This is a genomic window from Phytobacter palmae, assembly GCF_039409775.1.
GTDB classification, from domain to species: domain Bacteria; phylum Pseudomonadota; class Gammaproteobacteria; order Enterobacterales; family Enterobacteriaceae; genus Phytobacter; species Phytobacter palmae.
Window position 1 is genome coordinate 379700 of the sequence record NZ_JBCIVJ010000001.1, and the last position, 17286, is coordinate 396985.

At 52.7% G+C, this 17286-nt stretch carries 18 protein-coding genes; 11 read left to right on the forward strand and 7 right to left on the reverse strand.

The genetic code is table 11. The features are described from left to right. Positions 1-320: 320 nt before the first annotated feature. The 4 genes from tomB (at position 321) to AAIG39_RS01870 (ending at position 2142) form a co-directional block, all read left to right on the forward strand. Positions 321-695 (forward strand): Hha toxicity modulator TomB, encoded by a 375-nt coding sequence (tomB, locus tag AAIG39_RS01855; RefSeq protein WP_090082524.1) that lies wholly within the window; start codon positions 321-323, stop codon positions 693-695. A gap of 26 nt (positions 696-721) precedes the next feature. After that, positions 722-940, forward strand: a complete 219-nt coding sequence (locus tag AAIG39_RS01860) for an HHA domain-containing protein (protein WP_041852465.1) — start codon at positions 722-724, stop codon at positions 938-940. Between the two features lie 68 nt (positions 941-1008). Beyond that, a complete protein-coding gene (gene maa, locus AAIG39_RS01865) occupies positions 1009-1575 on the forward strand; it encodes a maltose O-acetyltransferase (protein ID WP_090082526.1) in 567 nt (188 codons plus the stop codon). 99 nt (positions 1576-1674) lie between these two features. Beyond that, on the forward strand, positions 1675-2142 hold the full coding sequence (locus AAIG39_RS01870) for a YlaC family protein (protein ID WP_343193073.1): 468 nt from the start codon (positions 1675-1677) through the stop codon (positions 2140-2142). Here the strand turns inward: AAIG39_RS01870 and pdxR are convergent. Then, positions 2120-3565 (reverse strand): MocR-like pyridoxine biosynthesis transcription factor PdxR, encoded by a 1446-nt coding sequence (pdxR, locus tag AAIG39_RS01875; RefSeq protein WP_343193074.1) that lies wholly within the window; start codon positions 3563-3565, stop codon positions 2120-2122. The genes AAIG39_RS01870 and pdxR overlap by 23 nt on opposite strands. A 99-nt stretch (positions 3566-3664) precedes the next feature. On the opposite strand from pdxR, the gene AAIG39_RS01880 reads away from it, so the two are divergent. Continuing rightward, positions 3665-4366, forward strand: coding sequence for a GNAT family N-acetyltransferase (locus AAIG39_RS01880; RefSeq protein WP_343193075.1), 702 nt, complete (start codon positions 3665-3667; stop codon positions 4364-4366). Here the strand turns inward: AAIG39_RS01880 and ykgO are convergent. Both ykgO and AAIG39_RS01890 read right to left on the reverse strand, forming a co-directional pair. Then, positions 4363-4503: a type B 50S ribosomal protein L36 gene (gene ykgO, locus AAIG39_RS01885; RefSeq protein ID WP_006818844.1), complete on the reverse strand. Its 141-nt coding sequence runs from the start codon at positions 4501-4503 to the stop codon at positions 4363-4365. The genes AAIG39_RS01880 and ykgO overlap by 4 nt on opposite strands. A 3-nt stretch (positions 4504-4506) precedes the next feature. After that, positions 4507-4767, reverse strand: coding sequence for a type B 50S ribosomal protein L31 (locus AAIG39_RS01890; protein ID WP_041852470.1), 261 nt, complete (start codon positions 4765-4767; stop codon positions 4507-4509). A gap of 265 nt (positions 4768-5032) precedes the next feature. On the opposite strand from AAIG39_RS01890, the gene AAIG39_RS01895 reads away from it, so the two are divergent. Genes AAIG39_RS01895 through AAIG39_RS01910 form a run of 4 tightly spaced genes read left to right on the forward strand, consistent with a single transcriptional unit; the run spans position 5033 to position 8339 of the window. Then, positions 5033-6061, forward strand: coding sequence for an isopenicillin N synthase family dioxygenase (locus AAIG39_RS01895; RefSeq protein ID WP_343193076.1), 1029 nt, complete (start codon positions 5033-5035; stop codon positions 6059-6061). A gap of 27 nt (positions 6062-6088) precedes the next feature. Next, complete coding sequence (locus AAIG39_RS01900; protein WP_090082539.1) at positions 6089-6895, forward strand: MetQ/NlpA family ABC transporter substrate-binding protein; 807 nt, start codon at positions 6089-6091, stop codon at positions 6893-6895. Next, complete coding sequence (locus tag AAIG39_RS01905) at positions 6892-7683, forward strand: methionine ABC transporter ATP-binding protein (RefSeq protein ID WP_343193077.1); 792 nt, start codon at positions 6892-6894, stop codon at positions 7681-7683. Before AAIG39_RS01900 ends, AAIG39_RS01905 begins: the two co-directional genes overlap by 4 nt. Further along, entirely contained in the window at positions 7680-8339 is a 660-nt protein-coding gene (locus AAIG39_RS01910) for a methionine ABC transporter permease (protein WP_249569958.1), read from the forward strand. The genes AAIG39_RS01905 and AAIG39_RS01910 overlap by 4 nt, the downstream gene beginning before the upstream one ends. A 1-nt stretch (position 8340) precedes the next feature. Here the strand turns inward: AAIG39_RS01910 and AAIG39_RS01915 are convergent, their stop codons facing one another. After that, positions 8341-9708: a PTS transporter subunit EIIC gene (locus tag AAIG39_RS01915; protein WP_090082544.1), complete on the reverse strand. Its 1368-nt coding sequence runs from the start codon at positions 9706-9708 to the stop codon at positions 8341-8343. 277 nt (positions 9709-9985) lie between these two features. Here AAIG39_RS01915 and AAIG39_RS01920 point away from each other — a divergent pair, with 277 nt between their 5' ends. Beyond that, a complete protein-coding gene (locus AAIG39_RS01920) occupies positions 9986-11185 on the forward strand; it encodes an enolase C-terminal domain-like protein (RefSeq protein ID WP_090082547.1) in 1200 nt (399 codons plus the stop codon). A 1-nt stretch (position 11186) separates the two neighbouring features. Here AAIG39_RS01920 and AAIG39_RS01925 read toward each other — a convergent pair whose 3' ends face one another. Next, entirely contained in the window at positions 11187-11903 is a 717-nt protein-coding gene (locus AAIG39_RS01925; protein ID WP_090082550.1) for a GntR family transcriptional regulator, read from the reverse strand. A gap of 99 nt (positions 11904-12002) precedes the next feature. Here AAIG39_RS01925 and AAIG39_RS01930 point away from each other — a divergent pair, with 99 nt between their 5' ends. Beyond that, positions 12003-13562 (forward strand): EAL domain-containing protein, encoded by a 1560-nt coding sequence (locus AAIG39_RS01930; protein ID WP_090082553.1) that lies wholly within the window; start codon positions 12003-12005, stop codon positions 13560-13562. Positions 13563-13751: 189 nt separating this feature from the next. Here AAIG39_RS01930 and AAIG39_RS01935 read toward each other — a convergent pair whose 3' ends face one another. After that, positions 13752-14105, reverse strand: a complete 354-nt coding sequence (locus AAIG39_RS01935) for a DUF1428 domain-containing protein (protein WP_249569878.1) — start codon at positions 14103-14105, stop codon at positions 13752-13754. A gap of 62 nt (positions 14106-14167) precedes the next feature. Beyond that, complete coding sequence (locus AAIG39_RS01940; RefSeq protein ID WP_343193078.1) at positions 14168-17242, reverse strand: beta-galactosidase; 3075 nt, start codon at positions 17240-17242, stop codon at positions 14168-14170. Positions 17243-17286 lie beyond the last annotated feature (44 nt).

The following is a 17286-nucleotide window of genomic DNA, read 5'->3' on the forward strand; positions in this document are numbered from 1 at the left end:
GCAATTAGCCATTTTGGAATATTTAAATAGCCTTTAATATCCAGCAATGGCTACTAACTCAATGAAGAATAAGGAAAGTTCCTATTTTCCCGCAAGAAAACCTCGCATAAAAGATGAAAATAAACGGCATAATTCCTCCATTTTCGTCGAGCAAAACGCGATAATTGTAATTTTTCGTAATAGCACAATGAAATCTTTTTAAGACTGGCTTATAGTTAAATCAATGAGGAAAAGCGGCATATGCTGCTGGTCAGATCAGACTTTTCCACCCCGGAGCAGTGTTCAGTGAGTAAAAAAAGCGACTCAGAAGGGGATGTGTTATGGACGAATACTCGCCAAAAAGGCATGATATCGCGCAGCTTAAATTTCTCTGCGAAACGTTGTACCATGATTGCCTTCTGAATCTTGAAGAAAGCCATCATGGGTGGGTTAACGATCCAACTTCGGCACTCAATTTGCAGTTAAATGAGCTGATTGAACATATAGCAACCTTCGCACTTAATTATAAAATTAAGTATAATGAAGATAATAAACTGATTGAGCAGATAGACGAATACCTTGATGATACGTTTATGCTGTTCAGTAGTTACGGTATCAACACACAAGACTTGCAGAAATGGCGTAAATCGGGAAACCGATTGTTTCGTTGTTTCGTCAATGTGAGCAAGGCTAACCCTGTTAGTCACTCCTGTTAAATATTTCAACCAGTAAAGGTAAAATCATGTCTGATAAACCATTAACCAAAATTGATTATTTGATGCGATTACGACGTTGTCAGACAATTGACACACTCGAACGCGTCATTGAAAAAAATAAATACGAACTGCCCGACCATGAACTTACGGTGTTTTATTCAGCAGCCGATCATCGTCTGGCTGAGCTAACCATGAATAAACTGTATGACAAAATCCCTCCTTCTGTGTGGAAATTTGTACGCTAAGTCTTCCCGATGTTTATTTACGGTTTTAATTTTTTATCCAGCGGCATTAGCAGGCGCATGTTATCTTCATGAGCGAAGAAAAACTTAAAATGATTTCCGGCTTACCGTATCGGCCTGCGGACGATACGCTACGGGCTGACCGCATGCATGCAAGAGAGCTGCTTCATCGGTATAACCATTCCGCCCCTGACGAAAAAGCAGAACGCACTGCCATTCTTGCCACATTACTCGGCCAAAGCTCCGGTGCATATATTGAACCAAACTTTCGCTGTGACTATGGCTACAATATTTTTCTGGGTAAGGAATTTTACGCCAATTTCGATTGCGTCATGCTGGATGTCTGCCCCATCCATATTGGCGACAATTGTATGTTAGCGCCAGGTGTACATATCTATACGGCAACACATCCGCTGGAAGCCAACGCGCGCAACAGCGGTCTCGAATACGGCAAACCGGTTCGCATTGGTCATAACGTCTGGATTGGTGGACGCGCAGTTATCAATCCAGGCGTGACCATTGGTGATAACGCAGTTATCGCCTCCGGCGCGGTGGTCGTCAAAGACGTTCCGCCGAATGTGGTGGTCGGCGGCAACCCTGCACGAATTATCAAAGCCATTCCGGGTGAAGCAATTTAACTGTTATCTTTTTTTGTCGATAAACTGTTACTTTTTTCACACATAATGGCAACTTAAAATACGCTCTACTCGGTATATTCCCAAAGACGAAGGCGTGAGATGACAGAGATTCAGCGGCTGCTCAGCGAAACAATCGACGACATTAATAAGCGTGAAAAGCGAGACAACCGTCCGCGCTTTAGTATTAGCTTTATTCGCAAACATCCAGGTCTGTTTGTCGGCATGTATATTGCCTGGCTCGCCACGCTTGCCGTCATGTTGCAATCAGAAACGCTGGTGGACTCCGTGTGGCTGCTGGTGATGCTGTTCGTCCTGTTAAACGGCTTCTTTTTCTTCGATGTCTATCCACGCTATAACTACGAAGATATCGATGTCCTCGATTTTCGCGTCTGTTATAACGGCGAATGGTACAATACACGCTTTGTCCCGCAAGAGCTTATCAGCGCCATCCTTACCTCTCCTGCGGTCGATACTGCGCGTAAAGCACAGCTCCAGCAGATGTTATCCCGTAAGGGAGAACTCTCTTTCTACGACGTCTTTACCCTCACCCGCCCTGAGACTGCGTAATCAGTCGCGCCAGCGTGCGCACACTTCCGGAAAACAGGCTGGCAGAAGTATTACCATAGCCGAGAACCAGGCCACTTGATGTCGGTGATGGCTGTAAATAAAAACGACTTAATGCATGAGGTGCAAGACCAAACCTCCGCGCCTCACTCGCTACATGCAGGTCGTTGATTCCCGGCACCGAAAGCGTCAAATGCAGCCCACCTTCGCCACCCAATACCCGATGTTCCATACTGAGCCCAGTCTGCAAGGCCTCGCGTAAGTGCGCCTGTCGCTTACGATAGAGCCGACGCATGGCCGCAAGATGACGTGCGTAGTGACCATCCTCGATAAAATGTGCCAGAGCCAGTTGCTCGCTACGATGCCCGCCACGCAGCAGACTGTTGATAACCGGTGCCGCTGCGTGCGCCAGCGCAGGGGGCATCACCATAAAACCAATACGTAACGACGGAAACAGCGTCTTGCTAAATGTCCCCAGATAGACCACCGGTGGGTCGGAAGTCATTCCCAGCATGGCAGGTATCGGATCGCCGAGATAGCGAAACTCGCTGTCATAGTCATCTTCGATGATCCAACTTCCGCCACGCGTGGCTGCGTCCAGAATCTGCAAACGTCTGGCAGCACTCATTACATAACCCAGCGGGTATTGATGCGAAGGTGAGGTATAGATAATGCGCGGTGGCGTTACCGTTTCCACCAGCGTCATTCCCTCTTCATCAACAGGGATCCCCTTTACCTGCAATCCAGCCGCCAGAAAGGCGCTTTTCGCACCGTTGTAGCCCGGCTCCTCTACCCAGGCAATATTTCCCGGATCGCAGAGAAGATGAATGCATAACATCAGCGCATCCTGGGCACCTTCGGTAATCACAATCTGTTCGACTTCACAATGAATGCCTCTGGCCAGCGCAAGGTGTCGGGCGATAGCCGCTCGCAACCTCCGCTCTCCGCCTGACTCTCCGTACCCCAGCAGCGCACTGCCCTCATTACGCCAGACGCGCTCATTAAGCCTGCGCCAGGTGGTCATGGGAAAATAGTTAACAGCGGGCAGACCTGGCGTAAAGGCAAGTGCCGGGGAGTTTCGGGGCATTCCCTGCGGCAGATTCCGCACCCGTTGCGCAAGAGACACAACAGGCGTGTCACGTGCAACAGGCGCACTGGCGAGCCTCGATACCCGCGTGCCCTGCCTTTCACGCTGAACGAAGCCCTCAATGACAAGTTGTTCCAGCGAGGCGTTAACAGTGTTTCGGGAAACAGCGAGTGTTTTTGCCAGCACACGTGAGCCCGGGAGCAGCGAATGCGCTTTTAACGTTCCATTGAGGATGGCATCCCGCAGTGCCATATATAACGCCCGCTGCCGCGTCAATCCGTCACGTTCTGCCAGCGCCGGACGCAGCAGCGCCTGTAAAGCGTCATCGGGGATATTCATAGCCTCGCTCCTCAGTGGACCCATAAAAATATAACCTGATGGCACTTCTTATGGAACCAGTGAGATTTTACGCTGGGTGAATCGCAAAGAGGAGCCACTATGAATCAACTGAATCAATACGGACAACCCGTGGGCGATGCCCTTCCCGACTGGCAGCCCCGCCCTTTTCCTCAACGCGTGACGCTTGAGGGGCAATACTGTCGCCTGGAACCGCTGAGGATCGAACACGCACCGGCACTGTTTGCTGCCCATCGTCTGGCCGGAGATGGCAGTAGCTGGACCTGGCTTCTGCGTGAACCGGAAAACGATGTTGAGGCATTCACCGCATGGGTAACAAGCGTCTGTGAATTAAAGGATCCTGTGCATTTCACGGTCATCGATAACCGTACTCAGTCGCCTGTCGGTACACTTTCACTCATGCGTATTGATGCTGCAAATGGCGTCATTGAGGTGGGAAGTGTGCATTTCTCTCTCCTGCTTAGGCGCACCCGCGCCTCTACCGAAGCGCAGTGGCTATTGATGAAATACGCCCTGGAGACGCTGGGGTATCGCCGCTACGAATGGAAATGTAATAGCCTGAACGAACCGTCCCGTCGCGCAGCACTTCGTTTGGGCTTTCAGTACGAAGGACGATTTCGTCAGGCGCTGGTCCAGAAAGGACGCAATCGCGATACCGACTGGTTTTCTGTTATTGATAGCGAATGGCCGCGCCTTGATAACGCGTTTCGACAGTGGCTTGCCGTCGGCAATTTCACTGCTGACGGCAAACAGCTGCAATCCCTTGAGAGCTTTCGCGGTTAACGTTTTTTCTTTCTTCCCTGCACCGCTTTAAAGCGCGGATTAGATTTGCAAATCACATACAAACGCCCCTTGCGCTTGACTATCTGGCAGTCAGGGTGGCGTTGTTTCGCACTGCGTAAAGAGTTCAGTACCTGCATGAGTTAGCCTCTTTTCGTGCCAATAAAGCGCCCATAACGCTGCTGAAAACGCGCCGCGCTTCCCTCATTGCCCACCACTTTCTGTTTACCGGTGTAATACGGATGGGAAACAGAAGAGACGTCAATGGTCACGTAAGGATATGTCACACCTTCCAGTTCAATCTCACGATCGGTTTTGATCGTCGAACCGACTTTGAAATATTCGTTCGCGCTGGTGTCATGAAACACCACCGTGCGGTAGTGCGGATGGATATCAGGTTTCATTTTGCTCTCGCATGTATTGTTATAACATAACAAAAGTCTAGCGAAATTCTTTTCCCTAAGCAACTCCTGCGCTAAATGCATTTTTCGCAAAAGCAACGAACCCCGGACGGTCATAAATTAGAAAAGAACGTTATTGGTTGAATTCTTTGCCTTAAGGCAAGCTGGACATAAATCACTTGTGAGGAAAGCATCATGATGCGCTGCTGTTGTGCCCAACCCCGGACTCTAAAAATCATCACCTGCGAACGACTATTCGGAGAACACAATGAACGCGACAACATTACCCATCCTCAATCTGGCCCACTATTTCAATCCCGCTGAGCGGGGTGCCTTTCTTGAGCAACTGCGCACAAGCGCACGCGATATCGGTTTTTTTTACCTTATTAATCATGGTGTGAATGACGACCTGCAGCGCGCCGTTCAGCACGAAGCCCGCCGCTTTTTTGCCCTCAGTGATGCGCAAAAACAGCAAGTGGCGATGATTCACTCCCCCCATTTTCGCGGCTACAACCGTGCGGCATCGGAAATCACCCGTGGCAAACCAGACTGGCGTGAACAGTTCGATATCGGCGCAGAACGACCGGAACTGCTGTTGAGTGACAGCGACCCGCGCTGGCGGCGCTTGCAGGGCCCCAATCTGTGGCCAGAGGAGCAACCGGAACTGAAAACCACGCTACTCGCCTGGCAAAAGTCGATGACCGGGATGGCCATTGTGCTGTTGCGTGCTTTTGCCGAAGCGCTGCGTCTGCCTGCTGATGCTTTCGACGCACTGTATGGCGACAAACCCAATGAACATATCAAGCTGATTCGCTATCCCGGCCAGGAGAGCACGCAAAGCAGCCAGGGCGTGGGAGCGCATAAGGATTCGGGGTTTCTGAGTTTCCTGCTCCAGGACGAGCAAAAAGGGCTACAGGTTGAAGTATCCCCCGATCGCTGGATCGATGCGGCACCGCTGCCTGGCAGTTTTGTCGTCAATATTGGCGAGCTGCTGGAGCTGGCCACCAATGGTTACCTGCGCGCCACGGTACATCGTGTGGTCTCACCACCCGCAGGGCAAGATCGCCTGTCGATTGCCTTTTTCCTTGGCGCACAGCTGGATGCCGTGGTCCCCATTTACGCCCTGCCGGAAGCGCTGGCACGTGAAGCGCATGGGCCGGAGAGCGATCCGCAAAATCCTCTCTTACGCGATGTCGGCTGGAACTACCTGAAAGGCCGCTTACGTTCGCACCCGGATGTCGCCGAGCGTTATTACCGCGATGTACTGCGTGAGCGCAGTGAACAATTGATCGTTTGACACCATAACAACACAGGAAAATACATTATGAAATATGCCGCTTTTAAACTGGCAGGGGTAGCGTTGTCTCTTTCTCTGGCATGGGGTACTGCACAGGCAGAAGCACTGCGCATCGCAGCAGATCCGGTTCCGCATGCGGAAATCCTTAATTACGTCAAAAAGCTGGATCCGAAACTGGATATTAAAATCGTTGAATTGACCAGTGGCGCAAATGCCAATGAATTGCTGGCGAGCGGCGATGTGGATGCCAACTATTTCCAGCATGTGCCTTACCTGAAAAGCCAGGAAAAAGCGCTGGGTAAAACCTTTGCCGTCGCCGCCACGGTACACATCGAACCACTGGGCATCTATTCGCACAAATATAAAGATTTTAAATCGGTACCAGAGGGCGCGACCGTCGCCGTTCCTAACAACGTCACCAACCTGAGCCGCGCGCTGTTCCTGCTGCAAAGCCAGGGGTTAATTAAACTTGATGCGAAGTTTACCGATCCGGCCAGCACACTGGCGACACCAAAAGATATTGTTGAGAACCCGAAACACTTAAAGATCCTCGAAGTGGAGTCCCCGCAGATCCCGCGCTCACTGGATGATGTCGCCCTGGCGGTGATCAATGGCAACTACGCGCTGGAGGCGGGTTTGTCGCCAGCTAAAGACGCGCTGGGACTGGAGAGCGCGGAACATAACCCGTACGCCAATATCCTGGTGACCAACCCGTCTCTGGCTAACGACCCACGTATCAAAGAACTGGCCAAAGACCTCACCTCTCCCCAGGTGGCAGAGTTCATTCGTAAAACCTACAACGGCTCGGTGATCCCGGTTGCTCCTCAGTCATGATTGAAATTGACGGGCTGAGTAAAACCTATGCCGGAACAGGCCGACCGGCGCTGAACAACGTGTCGCTACATGTGCCTAAGGGGGCCATTTACGGCATCCTGGGCCGCAGCGGCGCGGGGAAAAGCACCCTAATCCGTTGCCTGAATCTGCTGGAGCGGCCCACCACGGGCCGCATCATCATCAACGGCAGCGACATTACCCAACTGGATAAAGCCGGTCTGCGTGAGCACCGACTGCGAACGGGCATGATATTCCAGCACTTCAACTTGCTGCACGCGCGTACGGTGGCCGATAACATCGCCGTTCCGCTGGAAATAGCCGGCGTGCCGAAACCGCTGCGTCATGCACGCGTGGAAGAGCTATTGCATCTGGTGGGTCTAAGCGATAAAGCCGATGCTTTCCCTTCGCAGCTTTCTGGTGGTCAGAAGCAGCGTGTTGGTATCGCGCGGGCGCTGGCGGCAAGGCCGGATGTGCTGTTGTGCGATGAAGCCACCAGCGCGCTGGATCCGGAAACCACCGCTTCTGTCCTGGCGCTGCTGGCTGACATAAACCAGAAGCTGAATTTAACCATTGTCCTGATTACGCACGAACTGGACGTGGTAAAAACCCTGTGCGACCACGCTGCACTGCTGGAAAACGGCGAAGTCAGGGAGAGTGGGAAAATCGCTGATCTACTCACTGCCCCGTGGTCAAAACTGCGCCATGCGCTATTACACGATCCCCAGGCTGAGCAGGATTTCCTTGCCCGCCACGGTTTTAACGGGAGGCCTTTATGCGGGGTAGCATGAGTTGGGAAGATCTCTGGCCGTTGCTGCTCAACGGCACGCTGGAGACGTTATATATGGTGGCCCTGGCGTCGCTGTTTACCGTGCTGATCGGTCTGCCGCTGGGCGTCATTCTGTTTCTTTCGCGCCGTAATGGCCTGTTTCCCCTGCCACGCGTCAATGCGCTGCTGGGGGCGATCGTCAATTTTGGCCGTTCGTTACCCTTCATCGTGCTACTGATAGCGCTTATTCCCTTCACGCGTCTGCTGATCGGTACCACCCTTGGCAGCACTGCCGCAATAGTGCCTATCACCATTGGCGCATTCCCTTTCTTTGCGCGACTCACCGAAAGCGCGCTCGATGAAGTGGATTACGGACGTATCGAAGCCATTTTGTCCATGGGGGGTAACGTCTGGCATGTGATTACAAAAGCCCTGTTGCCCGAAGCGCTACCAACGCTGCTCGCGGGGATCACACTTACGGTTGTGATGCTAATTGGCTTCTCATCCATGGCAGGCGTTATTGGTGGTGGTGGGCTGGGCGATCTCGCTATTCGCTATGGCTATCAGCGTTTTAACGATCAGGTGATGGTGGGTACCGTGGTGATCTTACTGTTAATGGTGCAAGGGGTGCAGATGGCCGGCGATCGTCTGGTGCGCCGACTGGCGCACCGACGGTAGGTTACTCCGCTGTGTCTTTGCCGACCAGCAAGGTTGTCAGCAGGAAGGAGAGCACCAGCGCCATCGCCACTCCCGAGAGCGCAAAGACGAAATACGGGCCAATATACGCAGGCAGACTAAAGATGCTCGACAAAATGTAGCCATACAGCCGCACGCCAAAGAAGGCAATAAACGCAGAGGCCAGGGCGCTGGCCACCGTGGCGGCAATGAACGCCTTTTTGTAACGCGTCAGGACACCAAACAGGGCGGGTTCCGTTATACCCAACAGCGCGGAGATCGCGGCCGACAGGGTCACCGTTCTGTCCTGACGGTTTTTACTTATCCGCCAGATGGCGAACGTCGAGCCGGCAATCGCCATATTCGCCATAAACATCATCGGCATCAGCATGTCATAGCCATGCTCACTAAAGTTTTGCAGAGCGATGGGCGTCATGGCGTGATGCATGCCGGTCAGAATCGCGACCGGGCGAATCGCCCCCACTACCAGCCCGGCAAAACTGGCCGAAATACCAAACAACCCCTGAATAAAGAAAGCCAGCGCTTTCCCCAGCCAGATCCCAATCGGTCCGATAATTACCAGTGCCGCCAGCGCCCCCAGAAATAAGGTCAGCGTAGGCGTGAAGACCGTCTTTAATACGTCCGGCATTATCCTGTCCACCCAGCGGTGGATATAGCTCAGCGCCAGAATAGAGAAGATGACCGGAATCACGCTTGAGGCGTAGTTAAACACCGAAACCGGTAGCGCATTGAGTAACCAGAAAGCACTCACCGCCCCTTCCTGATGCGCCGCCAGCGCTTTAGCGGCATCGATCAGTGATGGATACATTAAACAGGCTGCAACGGCTGCTGCCAGATATTCATTGGTCTTGAAAATTTTTGCCGCCGAAACCGCCAGGAAAAACGGCAGGAAATAAAAGACACCACTGGCGATCAAATCAATTACCACCACGGTATCGCTTTTCGCCGAAACCACTTTCAGGGCAATTAATCCGGCCAGCAGGCCTTTAATCATCCCGGCACCGGCAATTGCAGGCACGATAGGACCAAACACGCCTGATACAGTATCCATAAACATCGAGACCAGGCTTTTACGCCCTTTAACATGCGTCTCGCCTTGTGGGGCTTTTCCCAGCGCCGTTAGCATTTGCTCATACCAGCTGTTGACCTTCGGCCCGATAACAATCTGAAACTGGTCGCTTTGCAGTTGCGCTCCCAGAACCCCCGGCAATGCCTTAATGGCACTCTGATCGACTTTATTATCATCCACCAGATCAAAGCGTAAGCGCGTCATGCAGTGCCAGACATTGTTGATATTATCCTGTCCACCGACCAGACGAATAATATTGGTGATGGCTTCTTGCGTCCCCATAAATGCTCCTGCAGGAATATTGTCGTTTTAATAGCTGTATCCAAGGTTAGAGAAAGAGAGAAAAGTAAACAAACCAATAAAACATGAGACACATCACAAATTACCATAACAAAGCAATGAAAATGACATTAAAAGCAAAATTGGTACGGTTTTTAATTAAATTAAAAAGAAATAACTGACCAAAAAATTTATAAAAAAAACGGTTTACCTCAGCGCAAAATTAAGGGGATGATAATACCCATTCCGGTATATCACTTCGCTGTAAAGGAGTTTCCCAGTGACGCCAACCGTAATTAAAGATATCGAATGTTTTATCACTCGCCCCGACAGACATAATCTGATTACCGTACGGGTGACGACCGATAAAGGCATCACAGGCCACGGCTGCGCCACCTTTCAGCAACGCCCGCTGGCCGTGAAAACCATGGTCGATGAGTATTTGAAACCCCTTCTAATCGGCCGTGACGCCAACAATATTGAAGATCTCTGGCAAATGATGAACGTCAATGCCTACTGGCGAAATGGCCCCGTAATGAATAACGCCATATCCGGCGTGGATATGGCGCTGTGGGATATTAAAGGTCAACTTGCCGATATGCCGCTTTATCAACTGCTGGGCGGCCAGTCCCGGGATGCCATCGCCGCTTACACTCATGCCAGCGGTGAAACGCTGGAGGAGCTATTTGCCAGCGTAGACTGCCTGCGCGAACAGGGTTATCGCCATATTCGTTGTCAGTTGGGTTTTTACGGCGGCACGCCCGCGCAATTACATACGCCAGAAAACCCAACGCCAGGCGCCTGGTTCGATCAGCAAGAGTACATGGACAACACCGTCGCTATGTTCAGGGCGCTAAGGGAAAAATACGGCTTCGGGCTGCACCTTTTGCATGACGTACATGAACGTCTTTTTCCCCAGCAGGCAATCCAGCTGGCGAAGCAGCTTGAGCCGTATCAGCCCTATTTCATTGAGGATATTTTACCGCCGCAACAGAGCGCCTGGCTTGAACAGGTACGCCAGCATAGCTGCGTGCCGCTGGCGATGGGGGAACTCTTTAATAATCCGGCCGAATGGCATGATGTGATAGTAAACCGGCGTATTGATTTTATTCGCTGCCATATATCGCAAATCGGCGGTATTACCCCGGCGTTAAAACTGGCTGTGCTGTGCCAGGCTTTTGGCGTGCGCCTTGCCTGGCATGGCCCGGGCGATATGTCCCCTATTGGTGTCGCGGTGAATACACATCTCAATATTCATCTGCATAACGCGGCCATTCAGGAGTATATTCCGCGCACTTCGCAAACTGACAATGTCTTCCCCGGCGCGCCGGTGGTGAAAGAGGGTTTTGTCTATGCGCCGCAAACGCCAGGCATCGGCGTGACCTTTAACGAAGAGGAAGGCATACGCTACCCGGTGGTTTACCGCCCGCATGAATGGACGCAAAGCCGCCTTCCGGATGGCGCAATTCATACGCCATAAATCAGCCGTCGCCTTTGCGAAAAGCAAGGTTTGCCCGGTTATGCGGAATAACATAAGTGCAGGTATAGTTGATGTCGATGATATCGCTGATTTCATACACCCTGCCGCCTTCCAGGATCCCGCGATTACTGATGTGCATAGCCGGGCTGCCTTTCTTGCAGCCCAGCAGCGCCGCCTGTTCACGACTAACATTAACGGCACGGTAGGTCGTCAGCATATGTGAGATCTGATACCCTTTGCTCAGGACGTACTGTTGCAGTGAACTCTCAATGATCTGTTGATTCAGATCGGCAAAATCAGCAGCAGGCATACGCGAGATTTCAATTTGTACGGCCTCTTCATCCACAAAGCGCAGTCGACAAAATTGCCAGATGAAGCTCTCATCTGTCAGCCCAAAGATCTGCTGTTCATCGCGGTCAGGACGTTTCTTATGCAGGCTAATCAGACGAAAACGGATCTGATCGAAACGCTTTTCAGTAATGGAGTTGTAAACCAGCGGGTTGTTGCGCGCCTGCTCGTTAATCCAGATCCCGGAGCCTTGAACGATCCGCACGACGCCAATACTCGCCAGCTTTTCGACCGCCTGGCGAATGGTAAAACGGGAGACACCATACTCCTGTGCTAACTGCCTTTCAGGGGGAAGTTTGCGCGGACCGGATTCGTTATTTTGATAAATTTTACTTAAGAGATCCTGCGTCACAAATTCTTTTTTCTTCATCCCTGCAATTCCTGAAAGAAATCAAACATTGACGCGTGTTATAACACTTGCTGGTCTCAAATACGCTTGTTTCTCAGTATCAAACAGGGATTTTTGGTCATGACAAACCGACGATTAGTTAGCCTTATTACAGGCGTACTGCTGTTCGCCGTTCTCTTGCCGGTGGCTTTAAGCGTCTGGCTGGCGCATCGCCAGGCTGAAGAGTCGTTTATGAACGAACTCAATACCTTCTCCGCATTAGTTAAAATGCGTGCTGACCGTGTGGTTAGCCAGGGGAAAACAGCCTTGCGCCAACTGGAAACCTACGATGGTATTTCGTGTAGCCAGGATCACCTGCTGGCCATGCGACGTATCTCTTATACGTTTCGCTATGTCCAGGAGGTCATCTACCTCGAAGGGACAATCCCGCTTTGTTCGTCGCTGGAGAGAAACAGCAGCAGCGCTCCCTTTCCCGCGCCGCAAAGGATCACTAAAGATGGTTTTCGCGCCTGGCTGACCAGCCATAACGATTTGGGCCTGACGCGTGCAATGGTCGGCCTTGGCACTCGTCGTTATATCGTTATCACCGACCCACTCTCTTTTATTGATGTACTCTCCTATGGCCCATGGCCTATCAACATTGCCCTTGTCGGGACAAGCAGCGGGCGGGTAATTGCCAGCAGTCGCACGCTGGATCCGGACATGCTAAAGCAGATTGATCTTCACACCCCCACCCAAAAGCTTATCGGTGGCGAAGCGTGGAATACTTTGCTGGAGCCAGAACTGGGGGTAACCATTATCACCTGGGCGTCGCTGACGCCACTTAAGGAGAACTGGCATCGATTATTGATCATCTGGGTGCCTGTTGGCCTGCTGCTGAGCGTGGTGCTGGCCTTCTTTTTATTACGCATGCTGCGTCGACTGCAGTCACCGCAACATCGTATGCAGGATGCCATTCGCGCACGAGAAATAGAGATGTTCTACCAGCCGATTGTGACGCTGGCTGACGGGAAGATTGTCGGTGCGGAAGCGCTGGCCCGCTGGCCACAGGCAGATGGCACTTTCCTTGCGCCAGATACCTTCATTCCCCTGGCTGAACAAACGGGGCTGATGCCGCAACTGACCAAAGTGATCATCGAAAAAGTATTTGAGGATATGGGACCCTGGCTCCAGGAAAACCCGGATCTGCATGTCTCCATTAATCTTGAGCCTTCCGATCTTTTAACCCTGACGCTTCCGACGCAATTACAGCAACTGTGCAATGACTGGCAAATTTCGCCATCACAAATCGCGCTGGAAGTGACCGAACATGGTTTTGCCGATCCTGCGACCTGCGTGCCCACCATCACAGCTTTACGTGCAGCCGGACACGCCATCTATATCGATGATTTTGGTACGGGTTACTCCAGCCTCAGTTACCTGCAAAATCTGGATGTCGATATTATTAAAATCGACAAATCTTTTGTGGATGCGCTGGAATACAAAAACATGACCACGCATATCATCGAAATGGCCAAAGCCTTAAAGCTGGCGATGGTGGCCGAGGGTATCGAGACCGAAGGGCAGCTCAAATGGCTTAGCGAACATGGCGTGCAGTACGGTCAGGGCTGGCTATACAGCAAAGCGCTGCCCAAAGAGGCGTTTTTGTGCTGGGCAGAAAGCAACCGCAATGCTCCCTGAGTTTGCACCCTTTTGACAGTTTTACTTAGATTGTGCAATGAAAATGCAACCTGGCCGCTGCATGGGGTACGCCATTAACTGGCCCCCAGCCGGCGTAACCGCAAACCCGGCATGGCGCCGGAGGGGATTGTTTCGTGCTGATGGCGACGTTATCGGCCACAAGGCGTTGTTTATCCTGATGCCTGAGGATTATTCGTCCAGCAATGGGGAAAAGCCACCATAAATCATGCGCTTGCTATCAAAAGGCATCTGGTCTCCCAGCTCGCGCATGCGTGGATCGGCCATCATTTTTTGATTGGCAGCATCACGGACCTCTTTAGACGGATATTCAATCCAGCTAAAAACTATCTCTTCATGATCTTCCGCTTTTACCGCACGACGAAAGTCGGTGAAATTTCCCGCCGGGACGTCATCCGCCCAGCACTCCACAATCCGCGTTGCGCCAAACGCTTTAAATAGCGGAGCAGCCCTGGCCGCGAGTTGCAAATAAGCGTCCTTCTTATCTGCCGGAACCGCCACCACGAACCCGTCGACATACTTCATGAGTGAGTCTCCGAAGTGAACCGCGCAGCGGGACGATTCCCGCTGCGTCTGGCTCATTAAGTTTAGCTCTGGGACCAACAGAAGGTGTAACGCACGACGTCATCACTGAGGATAAATTCCGGGGACACACTCGGACTCCAGGAGTCATCGCCCCCCAGCCCCATATGAAACGCATCCAGCTGAAGCCAGCATCCGGCCTCTTCACGCAGTAAATGGCGGTGGGAGGTTTCCCTTAATTGTTGTTGGCTGTAGCGACTCAGTGAAAAGTGGAACTGCCCGTTCAGACGATGAGCGCCATAATTCACCTCTCGCGTGTCACAACGCAGGCCATTTTCGGTCGGGAAAATATAGTCCGTATGCAACCGGGACAATGGCAACGTCCAGCGTCCTTGCCGCGCGGCCAGTTTGCGATCCGGGTAGTTTTCGTGCGGCCCAAGCCCCAGCCAACTGACCTGATCTGCGATCCCGGCAAGCTGGCACTGCAAGCCGATACGCGCGGGCGGCGGCGCGTCCAGATTGCGTTGTACCTGAATGTCGCCATGCAGCACGCCATCGCCAGCCATGCGCCAGGTTTTGTCACTGATAAACAGCGTCTTCCCGTTGTGCTGCCAGGCATGGCGCGTGACGATGACAACATCATGGACATTTTCCAGCGCGTCGCACTGCAACAGTACGGGCGTCAGGTCATACATTCCCGCCATTTTCCAGCGCTCCACCCACGCGTTGGGGTCGATGCGCGTGGCCTCGCTGACGCCGATATCATTGTCCAGCGGAGCACGGGTAAAGTTATCCAGCACCGGGGCAAGGAGTGTAGGTTGCCCATCACGCCACCATTGCGACAGATGGCCGCTCGCACGGCAGAACTGCCAGCGATGGCTCCCCTGCTCCACCACAAAATATTCATTGTCAGTCTGTAATGCGGGCCGCGGTTGTACGCTTTTTTCTGCTGGCAATGCAACCGCTGTCGGCAGTTGCCACTGATCCCAGGCGCAGTGATGTTGTGCAGGTGACCAGCTTGTCGCATCGCGCTGATAGATATCCACATTCAGCCAGACTGCGCCAGAGCGGGCAGCGAAAGGCGGGCAGTTTAGTTCAATACGTTGCGTTCCCTGCGGGGCAATCGCCAGCGCCACTTCCCCATGAGCCAGCACTTCGCCATCACGGGTGACAGACCATCGCAGAACTTCGTTATCCGTCGGGCGGAATAAATACTCGCTCGTGACATCGATCACCAGCGGTGAGGTACTGACCTGTTTAAACTGGAAAAACTGTTGGGCGCGCTGTGCTTCATAAAGCGCCGGATGCGGCGTTCTGTCGGGGAAGACCAGCCCATTCATGCAGAACTGTCTGTCATTCGGCGTATCGCCAAAATCGCCACCATAGGCCCAGAATGGCTCGCCTCGTTCATCAAATTTGGTCAGCGCCTGGTCAACCCAGTCCCAGACAAAACCGCCCTGCAGACGAGGGTAAGCGCGAAAAGCCTGCCAGTATTTCGCAAACCCGCCAAAGCTGTTGCCCATGGCATGCGCGTATTCACAAAGGATCAGCGGACGGGTTTCATCCGGCATACCGACCCACTTTTTGATTGACCATTTCGGCACCGCCGGGAACGGTTGATCCTGATCGACGCGGGCGTACATCGGGCAGACAATATCCGTTGCCGCAGTATTAGCGCCGCCGCCTTCATACTGTACAGGACGTGTGGGATCGGTGGTTTTCACCCAACGGTAGAGCGCGTCATGCGTCGCGCCATGGCCGGATTCATTCCCCAGTGACCAGATGATTATCGACGGATGATTACGGTCGCGCTGCACCATGCGGGTAACACGCTCGCTCATCGCCGGTAGCCATTGCGGATCATCTGCCAGACGGCTCATCGGCACCATGCCGTGCGTTTCAATATTCGCTTCGTCCACTACATACAGACCGTATCGATCGCACAGGCGATACCAGAGCGGGTGGTTCGGGTAGTGCGAACAGCGTACAGCATTGAAATTGTGCTGCTTCATCAGTTCAATATCACGACGCATCGTGGCTTCATCGATCGCCTGACCGTTTTCCGGATGGTGTTCATGGCGGTTGACCCCACGGATCAGCAGCGGCTGACCGTTCAGTTTCAGCAACCCTTCGCTGATCTCCACATGACGGAAGCCCACATCGCATGCCTCCACTTCCAGAAGATGGTTCTCTTCGTCATAGAGTGCCATCGTCAAACGATATAACTCAGGCGTTTCCGCGCTCCACAGTAACGGCCGATCAACGGGTATCGTCACGCTTACGCGTTCGGCCCAGGCTCCGCGTTCATCAACCACTGCACTACCTGGTTTCTGGCTGGCCTCAGCGATTTTCTCTTCCCCCCGCCACAGCGTAACGATCACCTCGCAACCAGCAAACTCCCCGGCGAGTTCTATCTCCGTGTGCAAATGTGCGTGGGTAAATGACGCATTGAGTTGAGTGGTGTAGTGATAATTGGCGATACAGGTGTGGGGTTTATGTTGCAGGGAGACGTCACGGAAGATGCCGCTCATTCGCCACATATCCTGGTCTTCGAGATAACTGCCATCGCACCAGCGTAACACCATGACCGCCAGGCGGTTTTCCCCGGGTACCAATACGTTACTTACATCAAATTCAGCGGGCAGGCGACTATCCTGGGAATAGCCGACCCACTGGCCATTACACCAGAGATAAAACGCGGAGTTAACCCCGTCAAAGACAATACGCGTCTGCCCGCCTGCCAGCCACTGTTCATCGACATGAAATGTGAGCGAGTAACAACCGGTCGGATTTTCCTGCGGTACAAACGGCGGGTTTACCGCAACAGGATAGGTGACGTTAGTGTAAATGGGGGTATCAAAACCCTGCATCTGCCAGTTCGACGGCACGGGCATAGGCACGGCATCGGCAAGATCGGCCGTGAGCCAGCTTTCCGGAACGGACTCGGGCGATGAGAAGAAATTAAACTGCCAGTCACCGTTGAGTAAACGATGACTTGCCGACGCCTCATCACGAAGCGCTTCGCCCACATCCCGCCAGCTGGACACTGGCGCATGCGCCGGTAAACGGTGCCAGTGAGTGACGACCGGGTTTTCCCAGTCCCGACGAGAGAATAACGAACTTAACGCGGAAACAGACATATCGACCTCATTTTGCGAAGCGCTCACAATTTTATGCACAATGC